Source organism: Streptomyces sp. NPDC015242, from assembly GCF_043079125.1.
Classification (GTDB): Bacteria; Actinomycetota; Actinomycetes; order Streptomycetales; family Streptomycetaceae; genus Streptomyces.
The window spans coordinates 1,001,605-1,021,599 of the sequence record NZ_JBIBUF010000001.1 but is presented as its reverse complement, the minus strand read 5'-3'; the positions used below and the strand labels follow the sequence as shown (position 1 = coordinate 1,021,599).

Annotated in this window: 18 protein-coding genes; 6 read left to right on the top strand and 12 right to left on the bottom strand. The window is 72.8% G+C overall.

What is annotated here, in order from left to right:
* Positions 1-37 precede the first annotated feature (37 nt).
* The 9 genes from ACF07N_RS04570 to ACF07N_RS04530 all read right to left on the bottom strand — a co-directional run bounded on the left by ACF07N_RS04570 (position 38) and on the right by ACF07N_RS04530 (position 11,112).
* Positions 38-1,129 (bottom strand): ABC transporter permease, encoded by a 1,092-nt coding sequence (locus ACF07N_RS04570; RefSeq protein ID WP_392108262.1) that lies wholly within the window; start codon positions 1,127-1,129, stop codon positions 38-40.
* Between the two features lie 135 nt (positions 1,130-1,264).
* Complete coding sequence (locus ACF07N_RS04565; protein WP_392108259.1) at positions 1,265-2,206, bottom strand: SDR family oxidoreductase; 942 nt, start codon at positions 2,204-2,206, stop codon at positions 1,265-1,267.
* Between the two features lie 136 nt (positions 2,207-2,342).
* The gene (locus tag ACF07N_RS04560) at positions 2,343-4,625 is read right to left on the bottom strand and encodes a S9 family peptidase (protein WP_392108256.1); all 2,283 of its coding nucleotides are present in this window, start codon (positions 4,623-4,625) and stop codon (positions 2,343-2,345) included.
* Positions 4,622-6,406 carry an N-acetylglutaminylglutamine amidotransferase gene (locus ACF07N_RS04555; protein ID WP_392108253.1) on the bottom strand — a complete coding sequence of 595 codons (1,785 nt, stop codon included), beginning with the start codon at positions 6,404-6,406 and terminating at the stop codon, positions 4,622-4,624. The genes ACF07N_RS04560 and ACF07N_RS04555 overlap by 4 nt, the downstream gene beginning before the upstream one ends.
* Positions 6,407-6,671: 265 nt before the next feature.
* Entirely contained in the window at positions 6,672-7,856 is a 1,185-nt protein-coding gene (locus ACF07N_RS04550) for a glutamate--cysteine ligase (RefSeq protein WP_383344630.1), read from the bottom strand.
* Between the two features lie 204 nt (positions 7,857-8,060).
* On the bottom strand, positions 8,061-9,158 hold the full coding sequence (locus ACF07N_RS04545) for a glutamate--cysteine ligase (protein WP_383336185.1): 1,098 nt from the start codon (positions 9,156-9,158) through the stop codon (positions 8,061-8,063).
* 246 nt (positions 9,159-9,404) lie between these two features.
* The gene (locus ACF07N_RS04540) at positions 9,405-9,887 is read right to left on the bottom strand and encodes a GNAT family N-acetyltransferase (RefSeq protein WP_392108250.1); all 483 of its coding nucleotides are present in this window, start codon (positions 9,885-9,887) and stop codon (positions 9,405-9,407) included.
* 110 nt (positions 9,888-9,997) lie between these two features.
* Positions 9,998-10,255: a DUF5302 domain-containing protein gene (locus ACF07N_RS04535; protein ID WP_392108248.1), complete on the bottom strand. Its 258-nt coding sequence runs from the start codon at positions 10,253-10,255 to the stop codon at positions 9,998-10,000.
* A 155-nt stretch (positions 10,256-10,410) separates the two neighbouring features.
* Positions 10,411-11,112 carry a FadR/GntR family transcriptional regulator gene (locus tag ACF07N_RS04530; RefSeq protein WP_392108245.1) on the bottom strand — a complete coding sequence of 234 codons (702 nt, stop codon included), beginning with the start codon at positions 11,110-11,112 and terminating at the stop codon, positions 10,411-10,413.
* A gap of 236 nt (positions 11,113-11,348) precedes the next feature.
* On the opposite strand from ACF07N_RS04530, the gene ACF07N_RS04525 reads away from it, so the two are divergent.
* Genes ACF07N_RS04525 through ACF07N_RS04510 form a run of 4 tightly spaced genes read left to right on the top strand, consistent with a single transcriptional unit; the run spans position 11,349 to position 15,707 of the window.
* Entirely contained in the window at positions 11,349-12,590 is a 1,242-nt protein-coding gene (locus ACF07N_RS04525) for an aminotransferase class V-fold PLP-dependent enzyme (RefSeq protein ID WP_392108242.1), read from the top strand.
* Entirely contained in the window at positions 12,587-13,888 is a 1,302-nt protein-coding gene (locus ACF07N_RS04520; RefSeq protein WP_392108239.1) for an ABC transporter substrate-binding protein, read from the top strand. Before ACF07N_RS04525 ends, ACF07N_RS04520 begins: the two co-directional genes overlap by 4 nt.
* Positions 13,889-13,890: 2 nt before the next feature.
* Positions 13,891-14,874, top strand: a complete 984-nt coding sequence (locus tag ACF07N_RS04515) for a carbohydrate ABC transporter permease (RefSeq protein WP_392108236.1) — start codon at positions 13,891-13,893, stop codon at positions 14,872-14,874.
* Positions 14,871-15,707, top strand: a complete 837-nt coding sequence (locus tag ACF07N_RS04510) for a carbohydrate ABC transporter permease (protein WP_392108233.1) — start codon at positions 14,871-14,873, stop codon at positions 15,705-15,707. Before ACF07N_RS04515 ends, ACF07N_RS04510 begins: the two co-directional genes overlap by 4 nt.
* Positions 15,708-15,752: 45 nt before the next feature.
* Here the strand turns inward: ACF07N_RS04510 and ACF07N_RS04505 are convergent, their stop codons facing one another.
* Positions 15,753-16,253 (bottom strand): PaaI family thioesterase, encoded by a 501-nt coding sequence (locus ACF07N_RS04505; RefSeq protein WP_392108230.1) that lies wholly within the window; start codon positions 16,251-16,253, stop codon positions 15,753-15,755.
* 93 nt (positions 16,254-16,346) lie between these two features.
* On the opposite strand from ACF07N_RS04505, the gene ACF07N_RS04500 reads away from it, so the two are divergent.
* Both ACF07N_RS04500 and ACF07N_RS04495 read left to right on the top strand, forming a co-directional pair.
* Positions 16,347-16,814, top strand: coding sequence for a winged helix-turn-helix transcriptional regulator (locus ACF07N_RS04500; RefSeq protein ID WP_392108227.1), 468 nt, complete (start codon positions 16,347-16,349; stop codon positions 16,812-16,814).
* A 209-nt stretch (positions 16,815-17,023) separates the two neighbouring features.
* A complete protein-coding gene (locus ACF07N_RS04495; RefSeq protein ID WP_392108224.1) occupies positions 17,024-17,839 on the top strand; it encodes a hypothetical protein in 816 nt (271 codons plus the stop codon).
* A 77-nt stretch (positions 17,840-17,916) separates the two neighbouring features.
* Here the strand turns inward: ACF07N_RS04495 and ACF07N_RS04490 are convergent, their stop codons facing one another.
* On the bottom strand, positions 17,917-18,303 hold the full coding sequence (locus tag ACF07N_RS04490; protein ID WP_383333362.1) for a hypothetical protein: 387 nt from the start codon (positions 18,301-18,303) through the stop codon (positions 17,917-17,919).
* A gap of 185 nt (positions 18,304-18,488) precedes the next feature.
* Positions 18,489-19,889, bottom strand: a complete 1,401-nt coding sequence (locus ACF07N_RS04485) for an FAD-dependent oxidoreductase (protein ID WP_392108221.1) — start codon at positions 19,887-19,889, stop codon at positions 18,489-18,491.
* Between the last annotated feature and the right edge of the window lie 106 nt (positions 19,890-19,995).

Genomic DNA, 19,995 nt, shown 5'->3' with positions numbered 1-19,995 from the left:
GCCGCTCCGGCCTCCTGGGGGCGCCCCGCCGCCGGCCTCAGGCGGCGGCGCCGCCGTCCGGTGCCGGCTCGCCAGCCGGCTGCCGCTCACGCCCGCCCGGGTGGCGGTGCCGCCAGGTCCAGAACACCGCGCAGGACACCAGCGCCCAGCCCGCCAGCACCAAGAACGGGAAGGCGTGCTGGTGCCGGGCGAAGTACACCGCCGTGTGCTGGGCGTTGACCGAGGCGCCGGGCGGCAGCCACCGCCCGATGACTCCCAGCGCCGACGGCAGCAGCGGCCACGAGACGGCGCCGCCCGAGGAGGGATTGCCCAGCAGGACCATCACGCCCCACGTCGGGAGCATCGCCCAGCGGCCGACCAGGGTGTTGAACATGGTGAAGGTCATGCCGGCCGTGAACATCGTCAGCGCCAGGATCAGCCACGACTCCACGAACGGCAGGTCGAGCGCGCCGAGCAGCCAGTCCACGGCCGCCGCGATGGCGAAGCCGCCGAGCAGCGCGTAGGCGGCGGTGAAGGCGATCCGCTCCAGCGGGGTGAGCGCCCGCGCGTGCACGCTGAGCTGGATGGCGCCGACGAAGCCGATGATCACCGCGGCGAGCGAGATGTAGAAGATGGCCAGGCCCCGCGGGTCGCCGTCCTGGAGCGGATTGACGTCCCGGACGGTCACCGCCACTCCGGTCGCCCGTCCCACCGCGGGCGCCGCCTGCCGCAGCAGCTCCGCCACCGAGGCGCCGGAGGCCGAGGACACGTCCAGCAGCACGCGCCGCCCGTCGCCGCGCAGTTCGAAGACGGCGAAGACGCGCTGCTCCTCGACCGCCTCCAGGGCCGCTTCCCGCGAGTCGTAGGCCCGTGTGTGCATCGAGGAGTTGAGCGCCTTGCCCAGCCCCGCCAGGAACGCCCGGCCGCGCGCCTCCTCGTACGAGCCGACGACGGCCGTGGGGAGCTGGTGCGGGGTCGGGTTGGCCATGGTGTACGTGTACGACCAGGCGAACAGCCCGGCGGCCGCGGCCAGGATGAACACCAGCACGGTCGCCGGCCACCACGGCGTCCCGCGGAACCGGGTCCAGCGGTCCCCGGGAGCCGGGTGTGCGTCCCGGCCGTCGCCGGCCGCCTCGGGATTGTCGTGCACGTCGAGCCCGTCCTTGGTCGTGCGGCGCTGTCCGGCTCATGGTCACGCGGCGGGCGGGGCGATCGGGTCACCAACACCCGGTCCGGCCGGGTGAACAGGGCGTTCCCCGCCTGCGCGGCCTTCCGGCGACCGGGGTCAGGGGTGTTCGGGCGGGGCGGGACGCCTGGTCGCCCGGTAGGCGTCGACGTCGGCCCGGCCCCCGGCCCCCAGGACCCCGGTCCGCACCGCCATCCGGCTCGGGGGCTGCCGGCGCAGCTCCTTGCGGGCGAGGCGGGAGACGAGGACGGGGAAGGCGGGGCGCAGCGGCTGGCACCAGCGCAGCCACGGGGGCGCGTAGATGTGGCGGGCACGGCGGGTGATGCCGGAGGTCAGCCACGCGGCGACCTCGCCGGTGCTGTGCACCTTGCGCGCGAAACGGGGCTGGTTGCGGCGCAGGGCCTGCAGGACGGGGTGGTCGTCGATGCCGTCGATCATGTCGGTGCCGGTCCAGTGCAGGTAGGCGATGCCCACTGCGATCCCGTCCGGTTCCACCTCGCCGCGCAGGGCCAGGGCGAACGACTCCACCCCGGCTTTGGAGGCGCAGTAGGCGCTCATCAGCGGGGACGAGCCGAAGGCCGCGGTGGAGGCGATCTGGAGGAAGTAGCCGCGGGTGTCCATGAGATGGGGCAGGAAGGCGCGGGCGGTGTTGGCGGAGCCGGTGAGGTTGACGTCGATGACCCGCTGCCACAGGTCGGCCGGCGTGTGGACGAAGGGCCCGCCGGTGGCGATGCCGGCGTTGGCCACGACGACGCTGGCCGGCCCCAGTGCCGCGCGGATCTCACGGGCGGCGTGGTCGAGCGCGTCCCGGTCGGTGACGTCGGTCTCGACGCAGAGGCTGCGGCCGGGCAGGGAGTCGGCCGCCCGGCGGAGCGTGGCCTCCTCACGCCCTATCAGCGCCACGAGCATCCCCGCGTCCGACAGCCGCCGCGCGAGGGCCTCGCCCACACCGCGGGCGGCTCCGGTCACCACCGCGACCCGTCCGGCCAGCGGCGATCCGGCCGCCTCACGGGGACGGCCCGACCCGGGGATCTCACTCATGCGTCCTCGTCTCCTGTCACCGCGCCGTCGTGCCGACGGCGCCCTCGGACTCCTTCCGTCCTACCCGGGTGAGCGGATGCGTCCGACGCGGACAGCCCGTTCAGCGCCCGGTCGGGCTACAGCTCCGCGAACGGGATCACACCTGGAGGTGCCGTTCCATCCAGTCGGCCGCGGCCCGGCGGAACAGGCGCCTGTTGTCCGCGCGCAGGAAGTCGTGTCCTTCCTCCCGCAGGGTCAGCAGCTCGGCGTGGACGCCCCGTTCCCGCGCCGCCCGCACGAACTGCCGGGACTCCCCCGGCGGCACGTTGGTGTCGTGTTCGCCGTGGACGGCGAGCAGCGGGACGCGCAGCGCCTCGACACGGCTCATCGGTGACAGGGCGCGCAGCAGTTCGCGGTCGCGCTCCGGATGCCCGTACTTGTGCGCCGCGGACTCGGCGATCCAGGGTTCCGTGCCGGCGAAGAAGGTCAGCAGGTCCGACATCCCGCAGACGGCGACTCCGGTGCGGAACAGGTCCGGGTGCCACACGAGGGAGGCGAACGTGAGGTAGCCGCCGTAGGAGCGGCCCATGACGGCCAGCCGCGTCGGATCGGCGGGGCCCGCGGTGACGGCGTGGGCCGCGCAGTCCGCGACGTCGTCGATCGCGGCGAAGCGGCCCGTGCCCAGGTCGGCGTCGACGAACGACCGGCCGTGTCCCATCGATCCGCGCACGTCGGGGGCGAAGACGTCCAGGCCGCGCCCGGTCAGCTCGTGGTAGAGCGGGTCGAAGACGGGGCGTTCCTGTTCCTCCGGACCGCCGTGCAGGTGGATGACACACGGTGCCGGTTCGTCGGCGGCGCGCCCCGGCGCCCTGTAGTACCAGCCGCTCAGCGGCAGCCCGTCCCGTGCCGTCAGGCGCAGGGGGACGGGGCGTACCGGGGGGCGGCCCGGCGGGACGGCGTCCTCGTCGCGGGCGGTCCAGGGCGTGCGGAGCACGGAGACGCCCTCGTGGGCCCACCAGACGCCCGGACGGCGCTGGGACCCGGACAGTGCGAGCAGCAGTCGCCCGGTGCCGGCGGCGGTCACACGGGTGACGACCTCGTGGGGCAGGGGCAGCGGGCGTGCCGGGCCGGTGCCGTCGGGGCCGTGTCCGGCCGGGAAGGTCTCGACGAGTTCGAGTGCGCTGGCGCCCTGCGTGTTCCACGCCAGCGCGGCGGTACGGCCGTCGTGCGCGAGCGCGAGGAGTTCGAGGTCGCTTCCGTCCCGCTCCGCCGCGACGGACGTGCCCTCCGGCCTTCCGTCGGCGTCCAGGGCGACGGCGAGGAGCGCCGCGTACTCCCGGCCGGCGTTGCTGCGCAGCCACAGCGTCCGCCCGTCCGGGGAGAACCGTCCGATCCACGGGTCGCCGTCGGCGACCGGCAGGGCGAAGGTGGTCGCCGAGTCGGCGGTGCGGCGGACGACCGCCTCGCGCCGCCCGCGCGGCCCTCGGCGCAGCAGTGCGAAGCGGCCGTCGCGGCTGAGGTCGCACGCGCGAAGGGAGGCGGCGTGCGTCTCCGTGGTCAGCAGCACGGGGGACGCGAGCCCGTCGGGATCGATCAGGTAGACCGACAGGCCCCCGCCGGGCCGCGCCGCGGGAGCCGCGGCGCCGGCCGGCGTCCCGTTCGGCGCCGTCTGCGACGTGGGCTCGTACGCGGGCGGGCCGAGGAGCGTGGCATGTCCGTCCCGGTCGGCCCAGTCGGCGCGCGGGCGGGCCGCGGCGAGCAGGCCGTCCGCGTGGGTGAGGCCCCCGGTGAACAGGCCGTCCGCGTGCCGGCGGGCCCCGGCGAACGGGCCGTCCTCCGGGCGGTGGTCCGCCCGTACCTGCCCGGCCGGGCCCGCGGGGGCGGCGGCGGCCGGTGGCGCGACGGTGACGGCGACGGCCGAGCCGTCGTGCGCCCAGCAGCCGAGGTAGGCGGAACTGGCCGGGTCGGCTCCGGCCAGGATGCGGCGGCCGGTGCCGTCGGGCCGTACGCACAGCACCCGCGTGTGCTCGCCCCCGCCCGGGGCGGTGGTGTAGGCGATCCAGCGGCCGTCCGGTGACCAGGAGACCTCCTTGACGGGGTCCGGGGAGGAGTCGAGCAGGCGCACCGCGTCGCCGCCGACGGGTCCGGCCCACAACTGGGGCACGCCGCCCCGGTCGCAGATGAAGGCCGCCTCGGTGCCGTCGGCGTCGGCGGAGGGGTACCAGCAGCCGTGCACGCGCAGCCGGGTCACGGCGTCCCCGGGGCCGCCCGCGTCGGGCAGCGCCACCGGAGCGGGCGCGGGAGCGGCGGGTTCGAGGACGGCCGGCCGGTCCTCCGTCCGGCCGTCCGGGAGCGGCCCGGGGGCCGGACCCGGTGTCCCCGCGGCAGGGAGGACCGGCCCCGTGCCGTCCACCGCCCGCACGCCCCGGTCTTCGGTCACTTGATTCCGTGGGTCTGCAGCCATATCTCCAGCAAAGCTATCTGCCACAGGGCGTTCGCGCCCCGCCTGGTGCGGTGCTCCTCGGGCGCCTCCAGCAGCTGGGCGACGTAGGGCTCCTGGAACAGTCCGCGCTGCTTCGCCTCCGGCGCCTCCAGTGCCTCGCGCACCCGCTTCAGGACGGGTCCGGCCATGTGCCGGATGGCCGGCACCGGGAAGTAGCCCTTGGGCCGGTCGACGACCTCGCGCGGCAGGAGCTTGCGTCCGGCCTCCTTCAGCACGCCCTTGCCGCCGTCGGCCAGTTTGAGTTCCGGCGGGCAGGCCGCCGCCAGCTCCACGAGTTCGTGGTCGAGGAAGGGCACGCGGGCCTCCAGGCCCCACGCCATGGTCATGTTGTCGACCCGCTTGACCGGGTCGTCGACGAGCATCACGTGCGTGTCCAGGCGGAGCGCGGCGTCCAGCGCGGTCTGGGCGCCGGGGACCGCCATGTGACGGCGGACGAAGTCGCCCGAGACGTCGTCGGAGGGCAGCAGGTCCGGCCGCAGGATCCGGGCGAGGTCGGCGTGGGACCGGTCGAAGTAGGTCTCGGCGTAGCGCTCCGGTTCGTCCTCGCGGGACACCTCCGCCAGCTTCGGGTACCAGTGGTAGCCGGCGAAGACCTCGTCGGCGCCCTGCCCGCTCTGCACGACCTTCACCTCCTTGGACACCTGCTCGGACAGCAGGTGGAAGGCGACCACGTCGTGGCTGATCATCGGCTCGCTCATCGCCTCGACCGCGCCGTCCAGCGCCATGGAGACCCGCTCGGAGGGCACCATCATGCGGCGGTGGTCGGTGGCGAACTCCCGGGCCACGAGGTCCGAATACCGGAACTCGTCGCCCTCCTCGCCGCCCTCCGTCTCGAACCCGACGCTGAACGTCTTCAGGTCGCGCTGGCCCTCGTCGGCGAGCAGGGCGACGATCAGGCTGGAGTCGAGTCCGCCGGAGAGCAGGACGCCGACCGGCACGTCGGAGACCATGCGGCGGCGCACGGCCGTGCGCAGCGCGTCCAGCACCGCGTCCCGCCACTCGTCCGCGCCCATGCCCTCGAATTCGGCCCGGCGTGTGTAGGACGGCTGCCAGTAGCAGTGGTCCTCGTGGGTGCCGTCGGGTTCGACGACCCGCACGGTGGCCGGGGGGAGCTTGCGCACGCCGTTGAGCACGGTGTGCGGCGCCGCGACCGTGGCGTGCCAGCTCAGGTACTGGTGGAGGGCGACAGGGTCGAGTGAGGTGTCGACGTCCCCGGCCGCGAGGAGGGCGGGCAACGTGGAGGCGAACCGCAGCCGGTGCGGTGTCCGTGCCAGGTACAGCGGCTTGATGCCGAGACGGTCGCGGGCGAGGATCACCCGGCCGGTCCGGTGCTCGACGATCGCGAAGGCGAACATGCCGCGCAGGTGGTCGACGCAGGCGGTTCCCCACTCCAGGTAGGCGTTGAGCACGACCTCCGTGTCCGAGGTCGACTCGAAGCGGTGCCCGAGGCGGCGCAGCTCCTCACGCAGCTCGGGGTAGTTGTACACGCAGCCGTTGAAGACGCCGGTGACCTCGCCGCGGGCGTCCGTCATCGGCTGCCCTCCCCGGTCCGACAGGTCGATGATCTTCAGTCGCCGGTGCCCCAGCGCCACCGCGCCCCGCGTCCAGGTGCCGTGACCGTCGGGACCGCGGGAGGTGAGCCGGTCGGTCATGCGTCCGACGGCCGCCAGATCGGGCCGCTGTCCGTCGAAGCGGATCTCCCCACTCAGACCGCACATGACGCCCCGCCTCCCTTCCGGGTCGCGGCGGGATCTGCCGGTGTCCGCCCTTCCGTGGTGATGCGGGCGGTGCTGCACGACATGGTCAAAACCTTTCTGCACGGGAACGGGACTCGCGTTCTGCGCCGGGGGCAGGACGCGCGGTGGGCGGTGTCGCCCGGGACGGCCACGGCGGACGAGGCGGCGAGGCGCGAGCGCTCGCCGGTGGGGGGCGAGGTGAGCCGGGGCTGCTGACCGGTGGCGGTCTTCCGGCACGTACCGCTCATCAGGGGCCGATGGCCTCCGGCGCCGCGGAACCGGCGGAGGAGTGCGGTGCGCGTGCGGCGACGGCCGGGCCGAGCCCGCGGCTGAGCGGCGCGGGCCTGCGGTGGGCGCGTTCGCCGCGCGTCTCGGCGATCAGCATGTCGACACAGCCGAGGAGATCCTCCTGCTGTGCCGTACGCCGGATGCGCCGCGCGGCGCTTCCGTCCGCGAGGGCCGCATCGGTCAGCGCGCGGACGGTGTGCCAGTCGCCGTGGGCCTCCAGCGCGGGGCGCAGCCGGAGCAGCAGCTTGCGCAGGACCTCGCCCGCGGGTGCCTCCCGGTGGGTCTCGGGGTCCACCAGGGCGCCTTCCAGGCCGGACCGGGCGGCACGCCAGGTCGCGCCCCGCAGCCACTCGTGCCGGCCCGCGCATCCGGGGCCGCGCCTGCGCAGCCGTTCGTGGGCCTCGGTGACCAGGGCGCGGAAGAGCCCGGCGATGAGCACGACGGTCTCGGCACGCGGGCAGGCATCGCAGATGCGCAGTTCCAGCGTTTGCAGGCGGGCGGAGGGGCGGACGTCGAAGTAGATCATCCCCGCGTCGCTGATGACCCCGGTGCGCACGAAGTCCTCCACGGCCGCGTCGTACTCGGCCGCGGTGGAGAAGCACCCGGCCGGTCCCGCGGTGGGCCAGCGCTGCCACACCATGGAACGCCAGCTCGCGTACCCCGTGTCGGACCCCTGCCAGAACGGCGAGCTCGCGGAGACGGCCAGCAGGACGGGCAGCCAGGGCGAGATCTCGCACATGACGCGTACGGCGGTGTCGCGGTCGGGCACGTCGACATGGACCTGGGCACCGCAGATGAGCTGCTCGTCGGCGACCTTGCGGTACTCGTCGGCCATGTGCCGGTAGCGCGCGTCGGCGGTGGGACTGGCCGCGGCTGCGGGGGCCAGCGGGGCCGTCCCCGCGGCCACCACGGCCAGCCCCTGGGCGGAGGCGGCCGCGTCCAGCTGCCGTCTCAGACGGCTGAGGTCGGTGTACAGATCATGCAGGGATGTGTGCACCGCGCTGTTGGTCTCCACGGTGCACTGGTGCAGTTCCGTCGTGAAGGAACGCCGAGGCAGCCGTCGCAGGATCGCGTCGGCGCGCGGCACGAGCAGACCGCTCTCCACCTCCAGGACGTGGAACTCCTCCTCCACCCCGATGCGCATGGCCACAGTCACTCCTAGGGAAATCGAGCGCTGCCCTCAGGGGGGTCCGGAACCCTGCCCTGGACGACGGGCGGCTGTGATGTGCTGCGAGTTCCCAGCTCACGCCCGGGTAAGCCCCGATTTGCACATGTGACGCCTGGGTCACACGGATGAGCAGGAGGCCTCCACCGCGCCGGTGGCGCGGTCCCGGCCGATGGCCTTCCGTCACATCGTGGCTTCCTCGGTGATCAGATCCGTCACCGCGCTCGGCCCGCCTGCCGCAAGGGCGGCGCGCTGCCTGTCCGCGCCGGTACCGTGCTGCAGAAGTCTGTGGACCAGGGCGGTGACCTGCCGGCTGTCGCCGGACGCGTCGAGCGCCGGCGCCACGTGGCGCAGCAGCCCGCACAGCACGTCCCCGGCCCGCCGCTGCTCACCGGAGGCGGGATCGATCAACGTGTCGCCGAGGCCGTGGCGCACCGCGTGCCACATGCTCGCCTGGAGGAGCTCCGGCGCACGGTCCGCGGCGGGGGCCCGGCCGGCGGTGGCCTCCGCGAGCGCCGTCTCCGCCAGGGCCCGGACGACTCCGGCGAACATGACCGCGTCGTCGGCGCGCAGCTGGACGTCGAGGCAGCGCACCTCGACGGTGGGGTACCGCTCGGAGAGGCGAGCCTGCCAGTAGATCTGGCCGGTGTCCGCGATCAGACCGCTCTCCACCAGGTGCCGGACCCGGCGGTCGTAGTCCGCCGCGTCGCGGAAGACCGGCGGCAGGCCGCTCACCGGCCAGCGGTTGAAGATCACCGTGCGCCAGCTGGCGAAGCCGGTGTCGTGACCGTCCCAGAGCGGCGAGTTCGCCGACATCGCCGTCAGGACCGGCAGCCAGGGCCGCACCCGGTTGAGAACCTCGACACCCGCCTCGCGGCTGGGCACGCCGACGTGCACGTGCATGCCGTTCACGTGCTGCTCCGCCACCAGTTGCGGGGCCTGGGCGACCATGGCGCGGTACCGGGCCCGGTCGGTGACCGCGGTGCCACGGTCGTCGCGCAGCGGCGGTGTCCCGCAGGCCGCCATCCGGCATCCGTGCTCCTCGGCCGCCTCTCCGACCGCGTGCCGCAGACGCAGCAGATGCCCACCGACCTCGTCGAGGGTCCGGCACACGGGCGTCGCCACCTCGACCTGCGTCTGGAGCAGTTCGGCCTGCACCTCCTGTTCGGCCACGGAACGGGCCTGGCCGGCCGCCAGGCACACCTTCTCCGCCTGTGGCACCGGGAACCCCGATATGGGGTCGACCAGCAGGTACTCCTCTTCGACGCCGATCGTCGTCATCGACCGCCCTCTGCTCCGCCGCTGCCGTGTCCGGCTCGCGGTCACCGATGCCCGTCACGGTGCGATCGCCTCGCCGAGGCGCGCACCGTGGGCCGACACCGAGTGCCGCAACGGCTTCACCACAAACCCGTCACGACTGAGGAGGAACGGCGGAGGGGCCTGCCGGCATGCACGGGACGTCCGGTCCCGCGATGGAGCTGCCGGCGACGGACCGGCTTGCGGTGGACCGACTTGTGGTGGACCGGCTTACGGGATCGAGAACTCCAGCTCGGGGCGGTCCCACGCCACCGCGGGCGGATTGGCGGTGACGATTCCGGTGGGCCGCGCGCCCATGGAGCGGTAGAACCCCTCGGCCGGTGGATGCGACACGACACGGACCCGGTCCAGTCCTGCGGCCCGCGCCTCGCCCTTCATGTGCTGCACGAGCAGCCGCCCGATGCCGCGCTGCTGTGACCCGTCGGCGACGAACAGCAGGTCGAGCTCCGGCGGCGCGAGGACCAGGGAGTAGAAACCGAGCACCCGGTGCGCGGGGTCGTCGGTGTCGACGGCCACGAAGACCCGGTGGGCCTCGATGTAGTCGGGGCCGAGGCGGTATCCCGCGACCATCGACGCGTACGGCCCCTCGTAGGCGCGGGAGCCTCGGACGAGCCGCGTGAGCCGCTTGGCGTCCCGGGCGACCGCCCGTCGTACGGCGGTCGCCCCGGACACAGTCGTAACACTCGATCTCATACGGTGAGTATTACTCATGGTGGGTCGCCCAGGCACCCCCCGCGCGTCCCGCCGGGCGTCGCCGCACGGTCGTCCCCGGCTCGGCCGACGTCGGTTCAGCCGACGTCGGTTCAGCCGCCGCTCTTGCGCCGGAACGACCGCTGGTGCGCCGCCGGGCCATGCGCGCCGCGGACCTTCGAGGCGTGCGGGTTGGACGCCGGGTCCGCGGCATCGGCCTGCATGCCCCGCTTACGGGCCAGGGCCTCCCGGAACTTGCGCTTCAAGTCGTACTGGCCATCGGCGTCAGGCGCGAGAGCGGGGCTCTCGGGGGCGGGCGACTCGGCGTCAGCCGGCTCCGAACCTTCCGGCGATGAGGACTCTGCGGCCATGGTGACCTCCTGGGCTCGGGCGTTGGAGACCACAGCTTGTCATGCCGGGCACCGCGTGAAGCGCCAACGGCCCGTGTGGGGTGCCGTCCGGGACGTGATCGGCCGGGCGTCACGCCGTCCGGCGGGGCGCCGGATGCGGCCGCCGGGCGGCGGCTTCAGCCCGCCCCGCCCGGCTCCTCCACCGGTGGCATGAACGCCCGCAGCCACCGCTCGGTCTGGGCGACGTGGGCCTGCGCCGCCCCTGCCGCGGCGACCGGGTCGTGGTCGGCGATGGCCGTGGCCAGGACGCGGTGGTCGTCGTCGCTCTTCCTGCGCAGTTCGGGGCCCTCGGGGAGGGTGAAGACCTGGTACTTGCGGGACCGGGCCCGGAAGACCGCGAGGAGCGTGGCCAGGGTGGGGTTGCCGCCCACGCGGGCGATCTCCGCGTGGAAGCGGTGGTCCAGTTCCGACGCCTCGGCGGGGTCGGTCGTGGCCTCCATGTCCTCGATGAGGGAGAACAGCGTGTCCACGGTCTCGGGTGTGCAGCGGGCCGCCGCCTGGGCGGCGACGTGCGCCTCGAGGACGCGCCGGATCTCGTAGACCTCCAACAGGCCCGAGAGCGGGAGGAGTTCGAGGGTCAGGGAGAGGCTGCCGATCACGTCCTGGGGTCTCAGCTGGGAGACGTACGTGCCCGAGCCGTGCCGCGGCTCGATGACGCCCAGGGCGGCGAGCATCCGCACCGCCTCGCGCAGCGACCCGCGGGAGACGCCCAGTTCCTCGCAGAGCTCGGCCTCGGGCGGAATGCGCTCGCCGGGGCCGAGGCGTCCCGTCCCGATCATGTGCCGCAGGCCGTGGAAGGCCTTCTCGACTGCGGACATCGGTCCCCTTCTTCCTCCCCTGACGGGACGCGAGCGGGTCGCGTCCCCCGGAGCACTGTAGCGAGGCCCGCTGTGCCGAAGGTGGTGTCGGGTGGGTTTCCTCCGAAAGTCATCTGATGACTTTCACTGTACGACCCTTGTTTCCGCCGCAGAAGGTGGGCAGGATGCCGAGTCATCAGACGTGTCCGGCGGAGTATGAGCCTCCGCTGGACGACCCTGCCCAGATGTGGAGTCCTGTGAGCGAGACCGAGGTGACCACCGCACCGCGCCCCCTGCTGCTGGCGGACGGCAGGCCCGCCGACCGGGCCTGGTCGCTCGACCCTGTCCTGAAGCACCTGAACCACGGCTCCTTCGGGGCCGTTCCGCTGGTGGCCCAGGAGCGGCAGGAGGTGCTGCGCGCGGAGATGGAACGCTCGCCCGTGGTGTGGTTTCCGGCGCTGCCCCAGCGACTCGCCTCCACCCGGGTCGAGATCGCCGGCTTCCTGCGCGTCGACGCCGGCGACCTGGCCCTCGTGCCGAACGCCAGCGCGGGCGCGAGCGTCGTCTACGCCGCATCCACGCTCCGTCCCGGCGCGGAGATCGTGGTCACCGACCACGGCTACGGCGCCGTGACGATGGGCGCGGAGCGGCTGGCCCGGCGCTGGGGCGGCCGGGTCCGTACCGCGCGGGTGCCGCTGGACGCGGACGAGGACCGGGCGTACGAGGCGGTGACCGCCGAGTTCGGCGACGCCACCGCTCTCGTCGTCGTCGACCAGATCACCTCGGCGACCGCACGCCGGCTGCCGGTGGAGCGCATCGGGGCGGAGGCCCGCCGGCGCGGCATCCCCGTCCTCGTCGACGGCGCGCACGCCCCCGGGCTGCTCGAAGCGCCCCTCGACGGCGCCGCGTACGACTTCTGGACCGGCAACCTGCACAAGTGGGGATGCGCCCCGCGCGGCACCGCGGCCCTGGTCGCCCGTGGGCCGTTGCGCGAGCGGCTCCACCCCCTGATCGACTCCTGGGGCGCGGCCGACCCCTTCCCCGACCGCTTCGACCAGCAGGGCACCGTCGACGCCACCGCCCAGCTGGCCGCGCCGGCGTCGCTCGCGTTCGTCGAGCACACCTGGGGCTGGACGGCCGCGCGCCGCTACATGGACGACCTGGCCGCCTACGGCGCCCGCGTCATCGGCACCGCGCTCGCCGAGGCGGCCGGCGCGGCACCCTCGGTCGACGTCGGCATGCCCGTGCCCGGCATGCGCCTGGTGCGCCTGCCGGACGGCCTCGCCTCCGACCGGATCGAGGCCGACGCCCTGCGGGACCGGGTGGCCCGGGAGCTGGGCGTGGAGGCGGCCTTCACCAGCTTCGACGGCGTCGGCTACATGCGCTTGTCCGCCCACGTCTACAACACCGCCGCCGACTACGAGTACTTCGCCGAGGACTGCGTCCCCGTCCTCTGCACGTGGGCACGACAGAACACAGGAAAGAGGTCAGCACCATGAGAAGAAGGACGGCAGCCCTCGCGCTCGGCACCGCCGCCGCGACCCTCCTCACCGGCTGTTCCACCATGAGCCCCGAGGCGAGCGGAACGGTCACGCTCAACATGGTCGAGAGCCTGACGAACCCGACCCGTACCGACCTGCTCAAGGACCTCATAGCCGACTTCCAGCAGCAGAACCCCAAGATCAAGGTCAACCTGGTCTCCCCGCCCACCGAGCAGGCCGACCAGAAGCTCCAGCAGATGCTCCAGTCCGGCAGCGGGGTGGACGTCCTGGAGGTCCGGGACATCACGGTCGGGCCCTGGTCGAACAACGGCTGGCTGTACGACATGAAGAAGGACCTGGACGGCTGGAAGGGCTGGCAGGCCATGACGGAGAACGCCGTCGACGCCGCCAAGGACGCCAAGGGCCGCACGTACTTCGTGCCGTACGGCTTCTACGGCCTGAGTCTCTTCTACCGCACCGACCTCATCGAGAAGGCGGGCTTCGACAAGCCGCCGGCCACCTGGCAGGAACTGCTTCAGCAGGCCTCCGCCATCCACGACCCGGCGGAACGCCGTTACGGCTACGCCTTCCGCGGCGGCGCCAACTCCCACAGCAACGCCACCGCCGCCATCGAGGCCCACCTCGCCGACCGGGTCGACCCGGCCAACGGCTACAAGCTGGAGGACGGCCGTACGATCTTCTCCGCTCCCGAGGCCCGGGACGCGATCGAGACCTACCTGAAGCTCTTCAAGCAGGCCTCACCGAAGTCGTCCGTGTCCTGGGGCTACCCGGAGATGGTGGAGGCGTTCTCCAACGGCTCCACCGCGTTCCTGCTCCAGGACCCCGAGGTGATCGCCACGGTCTCGGAGTCGAAGTCGATCTCCAAGGAGCAGTGGGCCACCGCCCCGCTGGTGGCCGGGCCCGGCGGCAAGACCGTGCAGCCGCTGGCGACCGCCGGATGGGGTGTCGCCGAGGGCAGCGACCACAAGGCCGAGGCGGTGAAGCTGGTCGAGTTCCTCTCGCAGGGTGAGGCCTCGGCGTCGTTCACGAAGAAGAACAGCCTGGTGCCCATCCTCAAGTCCGCGATCAGCGACCCCTTCTACCGGACCGGCCCCTGGTCGAGCTACGTCACCATGACCGAGCAGCCGGACAAGTACCGGGTCGTCACCCAGCCACGCGGCGTCAGCTGGTGGGCCGAGTGGCAGCAGAAGGCGGACGCCGACGTGCAGAAGCTGATCCTCGGCAAGACGACGCCGAAGGAGCTGCTCGCGGGCTGGGACGCGTACTGGACCGAGAAGTGGCAGCAGGAGCAGTAGGCATGTCCGTCACCTCCACAACGACGTCGAAGACCCCGGCGCGGGGTGCGGGGGAGGCCTCCGGCAGGGCGGGCCTCCCCCACGGGGGCAGGCGCAGGCGCGAGTTCACCACGCGTCGCGGCCTGACCATCGCCGCCTTCATGGCGCCGGCCGCGGTCTTCGTGGCGGTCTTCACCTACTACCCCGTGCTGGCGGGCGGCCAGATGGCCTTCCGCAACTGGAAGCTGACCGACCTCACCGACACCTCGTGGGTCGGGTTGAAGAACTTCGGCGACGTCTTCGCCGACCCCGCCTGGGGCACCGTGCTGAGCAACTCCGCGGTCTGGGTGGTCGGTTCGATCGTGCCGCAGCTGGTCATCGGCTTCGCGCTCGCCCTGTGGCTGCGCCGGCGGTTCCGCCTCCGCGGCCTGTACCAGGCGCTGATCTTCTTCCCCTGGGCGATCTCCGGCTTCCTCATCGGCATTCTGTTCCGCTGGCTGTTCAACAGCGAGTTCGGCGTCGTCAACGACCTGTTGCAGAAGGCCGGCCTGATCGACGAGCCGATCGCCTGGCTGGCGGATCCGCAGACGGCGATGGTGGCCGTGCTCATCGCCAACATCTGGTACGGCGTCACCTTCTTCGCGATCATGATCCTGGCCGCGCTCCAGTCGATCCCCGACGAGTTGTACGAGGCGGCGGCGCTGGACGGTGCGGGCAAGGCCCGCACCCTCTTCCAGATCACCATCCCGTACATCCGCACGACGCTGGCCCTGACGGTGCTGCTCCGGGTCATCTGGATCTTCAACTTCCCGGACCTGATCTTCGGCATGACCGGCGGCGGGCCCAACGACGAGACGCACATCGTGACCACCTGGATGATCAAGATCACGCAGCAGGGCGACTACGGCAGGGCGTCCGCGCTCGGGCTTCTCGTGGTGGCGGGGCTGCTGGTGTTCGCGGTGTTCTTCCTCATGGCCACGCGGGAGAAGAAAGGGGTGAGGTCGTGACCGGCAAGGGTTTCGCGGCCGGCCGGGCCGTCAAGTTCACCTTCCTCGGCGGGTGGCTGCTCTTCACCGTCTTCCCGCTCTACTGGATCATCGTCACCTCGCTGAAGGCGCCCGGCGACATCTTCCACTTCCCCCTGGCGTACTGGCCCGAGCGCTTCTCCCTGGAGAACTACCGCGGCCTGTTCGGCACGGCCGACTTCGGCACGTACCTCGTCAACAGCCTCCTCGTCTCGGCCGTGGCCGGCGTGACGGCGACGGCGATCTCGATGCTGTCGGCGTACGTCCTGGCCCGCTTCGAGTTCCGCTCCAAGTCCGCCCTGCTGATGGCCGCGCTGGTCACCCAGATGATCCCGTCCTTCATCGCGCTGGGGCCGCTCTACCTGCTGATGACCGATCTGAAGCTGGTCGACAACCGCCTCGGCCTGATCCTCGTCTACATCGCGGTGTGCATCCCGTTCTGCACGGTGATGCTGCGCGGGTTCTTCGAGAACATCCCGGACGCGCTGGAGGAGGCCGCGATGATCGACGGTCTGTCGCGCTTCTCGGCGCTGTTCCGGGTGCTGCTGCCGGTGATGCGTCCGGGCATCATCGCCGCGTTCATCTTCAACTTCGTCAACTGCTGGAACGAGCTGTTCCTGTCGGTGACGCTGATGAACAGCGACAGCAACAAGACCGTCCCCACCGCCCTGAACGGCTTCATCTCCAGCTTCAACATCGACTGGGGCTCGATGTCCGCGGCGGCCGTGCTGACGATCGCTCCGACCATGCTGCTGTTCGCCTTCGCCAGCCGTCACATCGTCCAGGGGCTCACGTCGGGATCGGTGAAGGGATGAGAGCGCGCCGGGCCGCCCACGCGACAGCCCGCGACGCGCCCGGGCTCACCGCCCGGAGTCAGGCACCGGGAAGAGCAGGCAGCTGCTGGTGGCGTGGGCGAGCAGGCGGTCCTTCGCGTCGAGCAACTGCGCCTGTGCGAGAGCGGTCTGCCGGCCCTGGTTGATGACGGTTCCGATGGCGCGCACCGTGCCTGTCTCCACGGTTATGCGCCGCAGGAACTTCACCGTCAGGTCGAGTGAGGTGTACGCCATGCCCTGCGGAAGGGTGCTCTGCACGGCGCAGCCCGCGGCCGAGTCGAGCAGGGTGGCGAAGACGCCGCCGTGCACGCTCCCGATCGGGTTGTAGTGCTCCTCCCCCGGCGTCAGGCTGAAGACCGCCCTGCCCGGTTCCACCTCGTCCAGGGTGAAGTCGACGGTGCGGCTGACGGGCGGGGCGGGGAACCGTCCTTCCCGCAGCAGGCGCAGGAAGTCGATGCCGGCCATGCGTCCGGCGGCCTCCGCCAGGATCGCGGGATCCTCCCATTGGTACGTACGCGTTCGTCCCACGGTCCTGTGCCTTCCCCTCTGACTTTTGCAGGTGAAGCTAGCCCCCCGCTCACCTGACTGTCAATGACGAAGTCAGACCTCTACGATGGCGGGATGGAGTGGCTTGAGGCGAGCACGGAGAACTGCCCCGTCCAGCGCACGCTCGACGTGGTCGGCGAGAAGTGGACGTTGCTGATCCTGCGCGACGCCGTCAACGGAGTCCGCCGGTTCGACGACTTCCACCGTCACATCGGCCTGTCGGAGGCCGTGCTGAGCGACCGTCTCCGCAAGCTGATCGCGGCCGGCGTCCTGAAGACCGTCCCGTACCGGGAACCGGGCGCCCGCTCCCGCAACGAGTACCGGCTGACCCGCAAGGGCTGGGACCTGTGGCCCGTGCTGATGGCCCTGAGCCAGTGGGGCGAGAGATACGCCCTCGACGGCGACGGACCGGTACTGGACGTCCGCCACACCGAGTGCGGCACGCCGGTCCACGTCGTCGTCGAGTGCTCGGAGGGACATTCCTCCCTCACTCCCGGGGACGTGACCGCCCGGCTGGGACCGGGAGCCCGGCCCCGGGCGTGAAACCACCGGCACCGGACCCGGCCGCCGGCGCGTCGCCTTCCCCCTCCGGTCCCGCGCGACCGGAGCGGGCCCGAGCAGGTCACGGCCGCTCCGCCGAGGGCTGCCTCCCCGTACCCCGCCCCACGGCATCCGTCTCCCTCCTGCGAAGATCGGGCGGCACTCGTGTCCGCCACGTCAGGAACGGGCGGCGGTGGTTGGGGGGATCCCGTATGACGACGATCGAGGCGTACCAGCAGCGCTGCGAACAGCTCTTCACGGCCGGAGGGCACGCGGCCGTGAGGCGCGCCGCCCGGGAGGGCCTGGACGAGCTCGGCCCGCACCCCGATCTCTACTGCTGGCTGGCTCTCGGGCATGCCGCCGAGGACGACGACGACCATGACGACTCCGCGGAGGAGGCGTTCCGGGCCGGTCTCGCCCTCGACGGCGCCCACCCGGGTCTCCTGGCCGGCTACGCCGAACTGTGCCTGCGCGCCGACTCCTTCGAGTACCCGGGCCGGGCCGCGCGGGCCGTCACCCTCTCCCGGCGCCTCAAGGAGCTCGCACCGCGGTCCGCCGAGGCCGACCGGCTCGCCGACGCCGAGCGCTGGGCCCGCCGCGGCTACTGGGACGAGCTGAGGATGCGAGCGGCGGCCCGCGCGGTGGCGGGCCGTGACACGGAGGCGCAGGCACGTGCCCTCGCCGACGATCTCCGGCCGGGCGCCGACGCGCCACCGCACGACGTGGACACGGTGGACCGCGACGCCGCCGTGCGCGCCGCGACCCGCCAAGCGCTGTCCGGACCGTGGAACGCTCCGGTGCGCTTCCTCGGCCGGCACCGAACGGCCGCCTGGGCGACCAGCGGCATCCTGTGCTTCCTCACCAACACGGCGCTGCGCCAGACCGGGGTCATCGACTCCTTCAGCGCCTGGGGCCTGCTCTGGGTGCTGCCCGTCCTGATCGTGGACCGCCGTTTCGCCGCCGTACGCAAGGAGGCGGAGGCCCGGCACATCGCCGCACTCGAAGCGACGCTGACCGGGCGGCGCTGACACACCACGGAGTCCTGGCGCGGCCGGCCGGTCGGTCAGTCGGTCGGTCGGTTGGTCGGCCGGTCGAGGTGGCGGTGTCAGCAGGGCTGAGGGATGCCGTTGCCGATGTGCGTGGGCACGGGGTCGGTCTCGCTGTAGATGTCCGTGTCCTTCATCCAGCCCCACGCGCCGTTGTCGGCCTGCGTCCAGAGCCAGCGGTTCGGGTGCGGGCCGCCCACGTAGGCGCCGGTGTCCCTGCGGCACTCGAACCAGCTCGGGTTCGAGTACATCTTGCCCACCGGGCGGCTGGTGTCCGGTGTGGCGTAGACCGTGGCGCCCGAGACGTTGTTGCAGTACATGCGCATACCGCCGTCGCCCCACCAGCACGGGTTGGCCGATTCGGCCGTGCCGGAGAAGACGGTGCCCAGAGCGGTGAGCGCGACACCGGTGACGACTGCCGAGATCTTGCGCGTGGACGTTTTCATGTGGTCCCCCTGTGATGGAGCCGGCTCGCTGGTCCCGGCGAACGTATCCGGCCTGCCCTTCCCCGTCTTCCTGACAGGTGTCAGGGCGGGCCCGGGCGGACGGCGCCGCGGGGGCGCGGCGTGAGGCCGCGACCGGTCCCCCGTCCCGGTCGCGGCCCGGCACGTGAAGGTGCCCGGGGCGGTGGTCACGTGCCGCAGCAACCGTCCGCCCGGCCCGGTTCGCCGGTCGTCCCGCTGGCGGGAGCTCCGAGTCGGAGGAGCTCTGGCGCCGGGGTGCAGCAGCCGCCACCCTCGGACTGAGCGGTGCCGGGGGCGTCGAACAGGCCGGCTCCGCCGCAGACCCCGGTCTCCGGGAGGGTGAGTTCGACGCGGTCGGCGGAGGCGAGGTCGCCGGCCAGGGCGGCGGCGACGGACCGGACCTGTTCGTAGCCGGTCAGGGCGAGGAAGGTCGGGGCACGGCCGTAGGACTTCATGCCGACCAGGTACACGCCGGGTTCGGGGTGGGCGAGCTCGCGGTGGCCGTGGGGATGGACGGTGCCGCACGAGTGCTGATTGGGGTCGATGAGCGGGGCCAGCGCGACCGGGGCCTGGAGGCGCTCGTCGAGCCCCAGGCGCAGTTCGGAGAGGAAGGACAGGTCGGGGCGGAAGCCGGTCAGCACGATCACCTCGTCGACGGCCTCCAGACGGCGGCCGTCCTCGCCGACCAGGACCAGGCGGCCGTCGCCGTCCCGCTCGACCGCCTCGGTCCGGAAGCCGGTCACCGCCTCCGCATACCCCTGGTCGACGGCGGCCTTCGCCGCCAGGCCGAGCGCGCCGCGGGCCGGGAGCTGGTCGGCCTCTCCCCCGCCGTAGGTGGAGCCGGAGATGCCCCGGCGCAGGATCCACACCGCTTTGGTGCCCGCACCGTCGCCGGACCCGGCCAGGTCGGCGAGGCCTGCGAGGGCGGTGAAGGCCGAGGCGCCGGAGCCGAGGACGGCGGTGCGCCTGCCCGCATAGCGGGCGCGGACCGCGGGGTCCTTCAGGTCGGGGACGCGATAGGTGATCCGGTCGGCCGCGGCCTTCTCGCCGAGCGCGGCCAGGCCGCTGCCGCCGGCCGGGCCGGGCGTGGACCAGGTGCCGGAGGCGTCGACGACGGCGCGGGCTAGGAGGCGCTCCTCGCGGCCGTCGGGGTGTGCGACGTGCACCACGAAGGGCTGCCGTTCCCGGTCGGCGTCCACGACGCGGTCCCGCCCCGCCCGTGAGACGCCGGTGACGCGCACGCCGTAGCGGACGCGGTCCCCGAGGACGTCGGCGAGCGGCTGCAGGTACAGGTCGGCCCAGTCGCCGCCGGAGGGGTAACCGGCCGGGTCGGGCCGCCGCCAGCCGGTCGGTGCGAGGAGCTTCTCGGCGGCCGGGTCGACGACCTCGCCCCAGGGGGAGAACAGACGGACGTGCGCCCACTCGCGCACCGCCGCGCCGGCCCTGGGGCCGGCTTCCAGGACCAGGGGTTCGAGTCCCTGGTCGAGCAGGTGGGCGGCGGCGGCCAGGCCGACGGGTCCGGCCCCGATCACGACGACGGGCGGCTCGGGGGTGGCGGGCGCGTTCACGGCGGCTCCTCGTTTGTTTCGACGTCTGTCGATGTACGGGTCCAGCATGACAAGCGCATCGATGGACGTCAACATAGACATCTGTCGAAACAGAGGGAGAGGCGCC

Bases quoted from the DNA above. Each gene is read 5' to 3' on its own strand.
- ACF07N_RS04545 (WP_383336185.1), bottom strand. From the start codon at position 9,158: ATGACGACGATCGGCGTCGAAGAGGAGTACCTGCTGGTCGACCCCATA.
- ACF07N_RS04555 (WP_392108253.1), bottom strand. From the start codon at position 6,406: ATGTGCGGTCTGAGTGGGGAGATCCGCTTCGACGGACAGCGGCCCGAT.
- ACF07N_RS04490 (WP_383333362.1), bottom strand. From the start codon at position 18,303: ATGAAAACGTCCACGCGCAAGATCTCGGCAGTCGTCACCGGTGTCGCG.
- ACF07N_RS04540 (WP_392108250.1), bottom strand. From the start codon at position 9,887: ATGAGATCGAGTGTTACGACTGTGTCCGGGGCGACCGCCGTACGACGG.
- ACF07N_RS04520 (WP_392108239.1), top strand. From the start codon at position 12,587: ATGAGAAGAAGGACGGCAGCCCTCGCGCTCGGCACCGCCGCCGCGACC.
- ACF07N_RS04550 (WP_383344630.1), bottom strand. From the start codon at position 7,856: ATGCGCATCGGGGTGGAGGAGGAGTTCCACGTCCTGGAGGTGGAGAGC.
- ACF07N_RS04565 (WP_392108259.1), bottom strand. From the start codon at position 2,206: ATGAGTGAGATCCCCGGGTCGGGCCGTCCCCGTGAGGCGGCCGGATCG.
- ACF07N_RS04495 (WP_392108224.1), top strand. From the start codon at position 17,024: ATGACGACGATCGAGGCGTACCAGCAGCGCTGCGAACAGCTCTTCACG.
- ACF07N_RS04535 (WP_392108248.1), bottom strand. From the start codon at position 10,255: ATGGCCGCAGAGTCCTCATCGCCGGAAGGTTCGGAGCCGGCTGACGCC.
- ACF07N_RS04530 (WP_392108245.1), bottom strand. From the start codon at position 11,112: ATGTCCGCAGTCGAGAAGGCCTTCCACGGCCTGCGGCACATGATCGGG.
- ACF07N_RS04500 (WP_392108227.1), top strand. From the start codon at position 16,347: ATGGAGTGGCTTGAGGCGAGCACGGAGAACTGCCCCGTCCAGCGCACG.
- ACF07N_RS04515 (WP_392108236.1), top strand. From the start codon at position 13,891: ATGTCCGTCACCTCCACAACGACGTCGAAGACCCCGGCGCGGGGTGCG.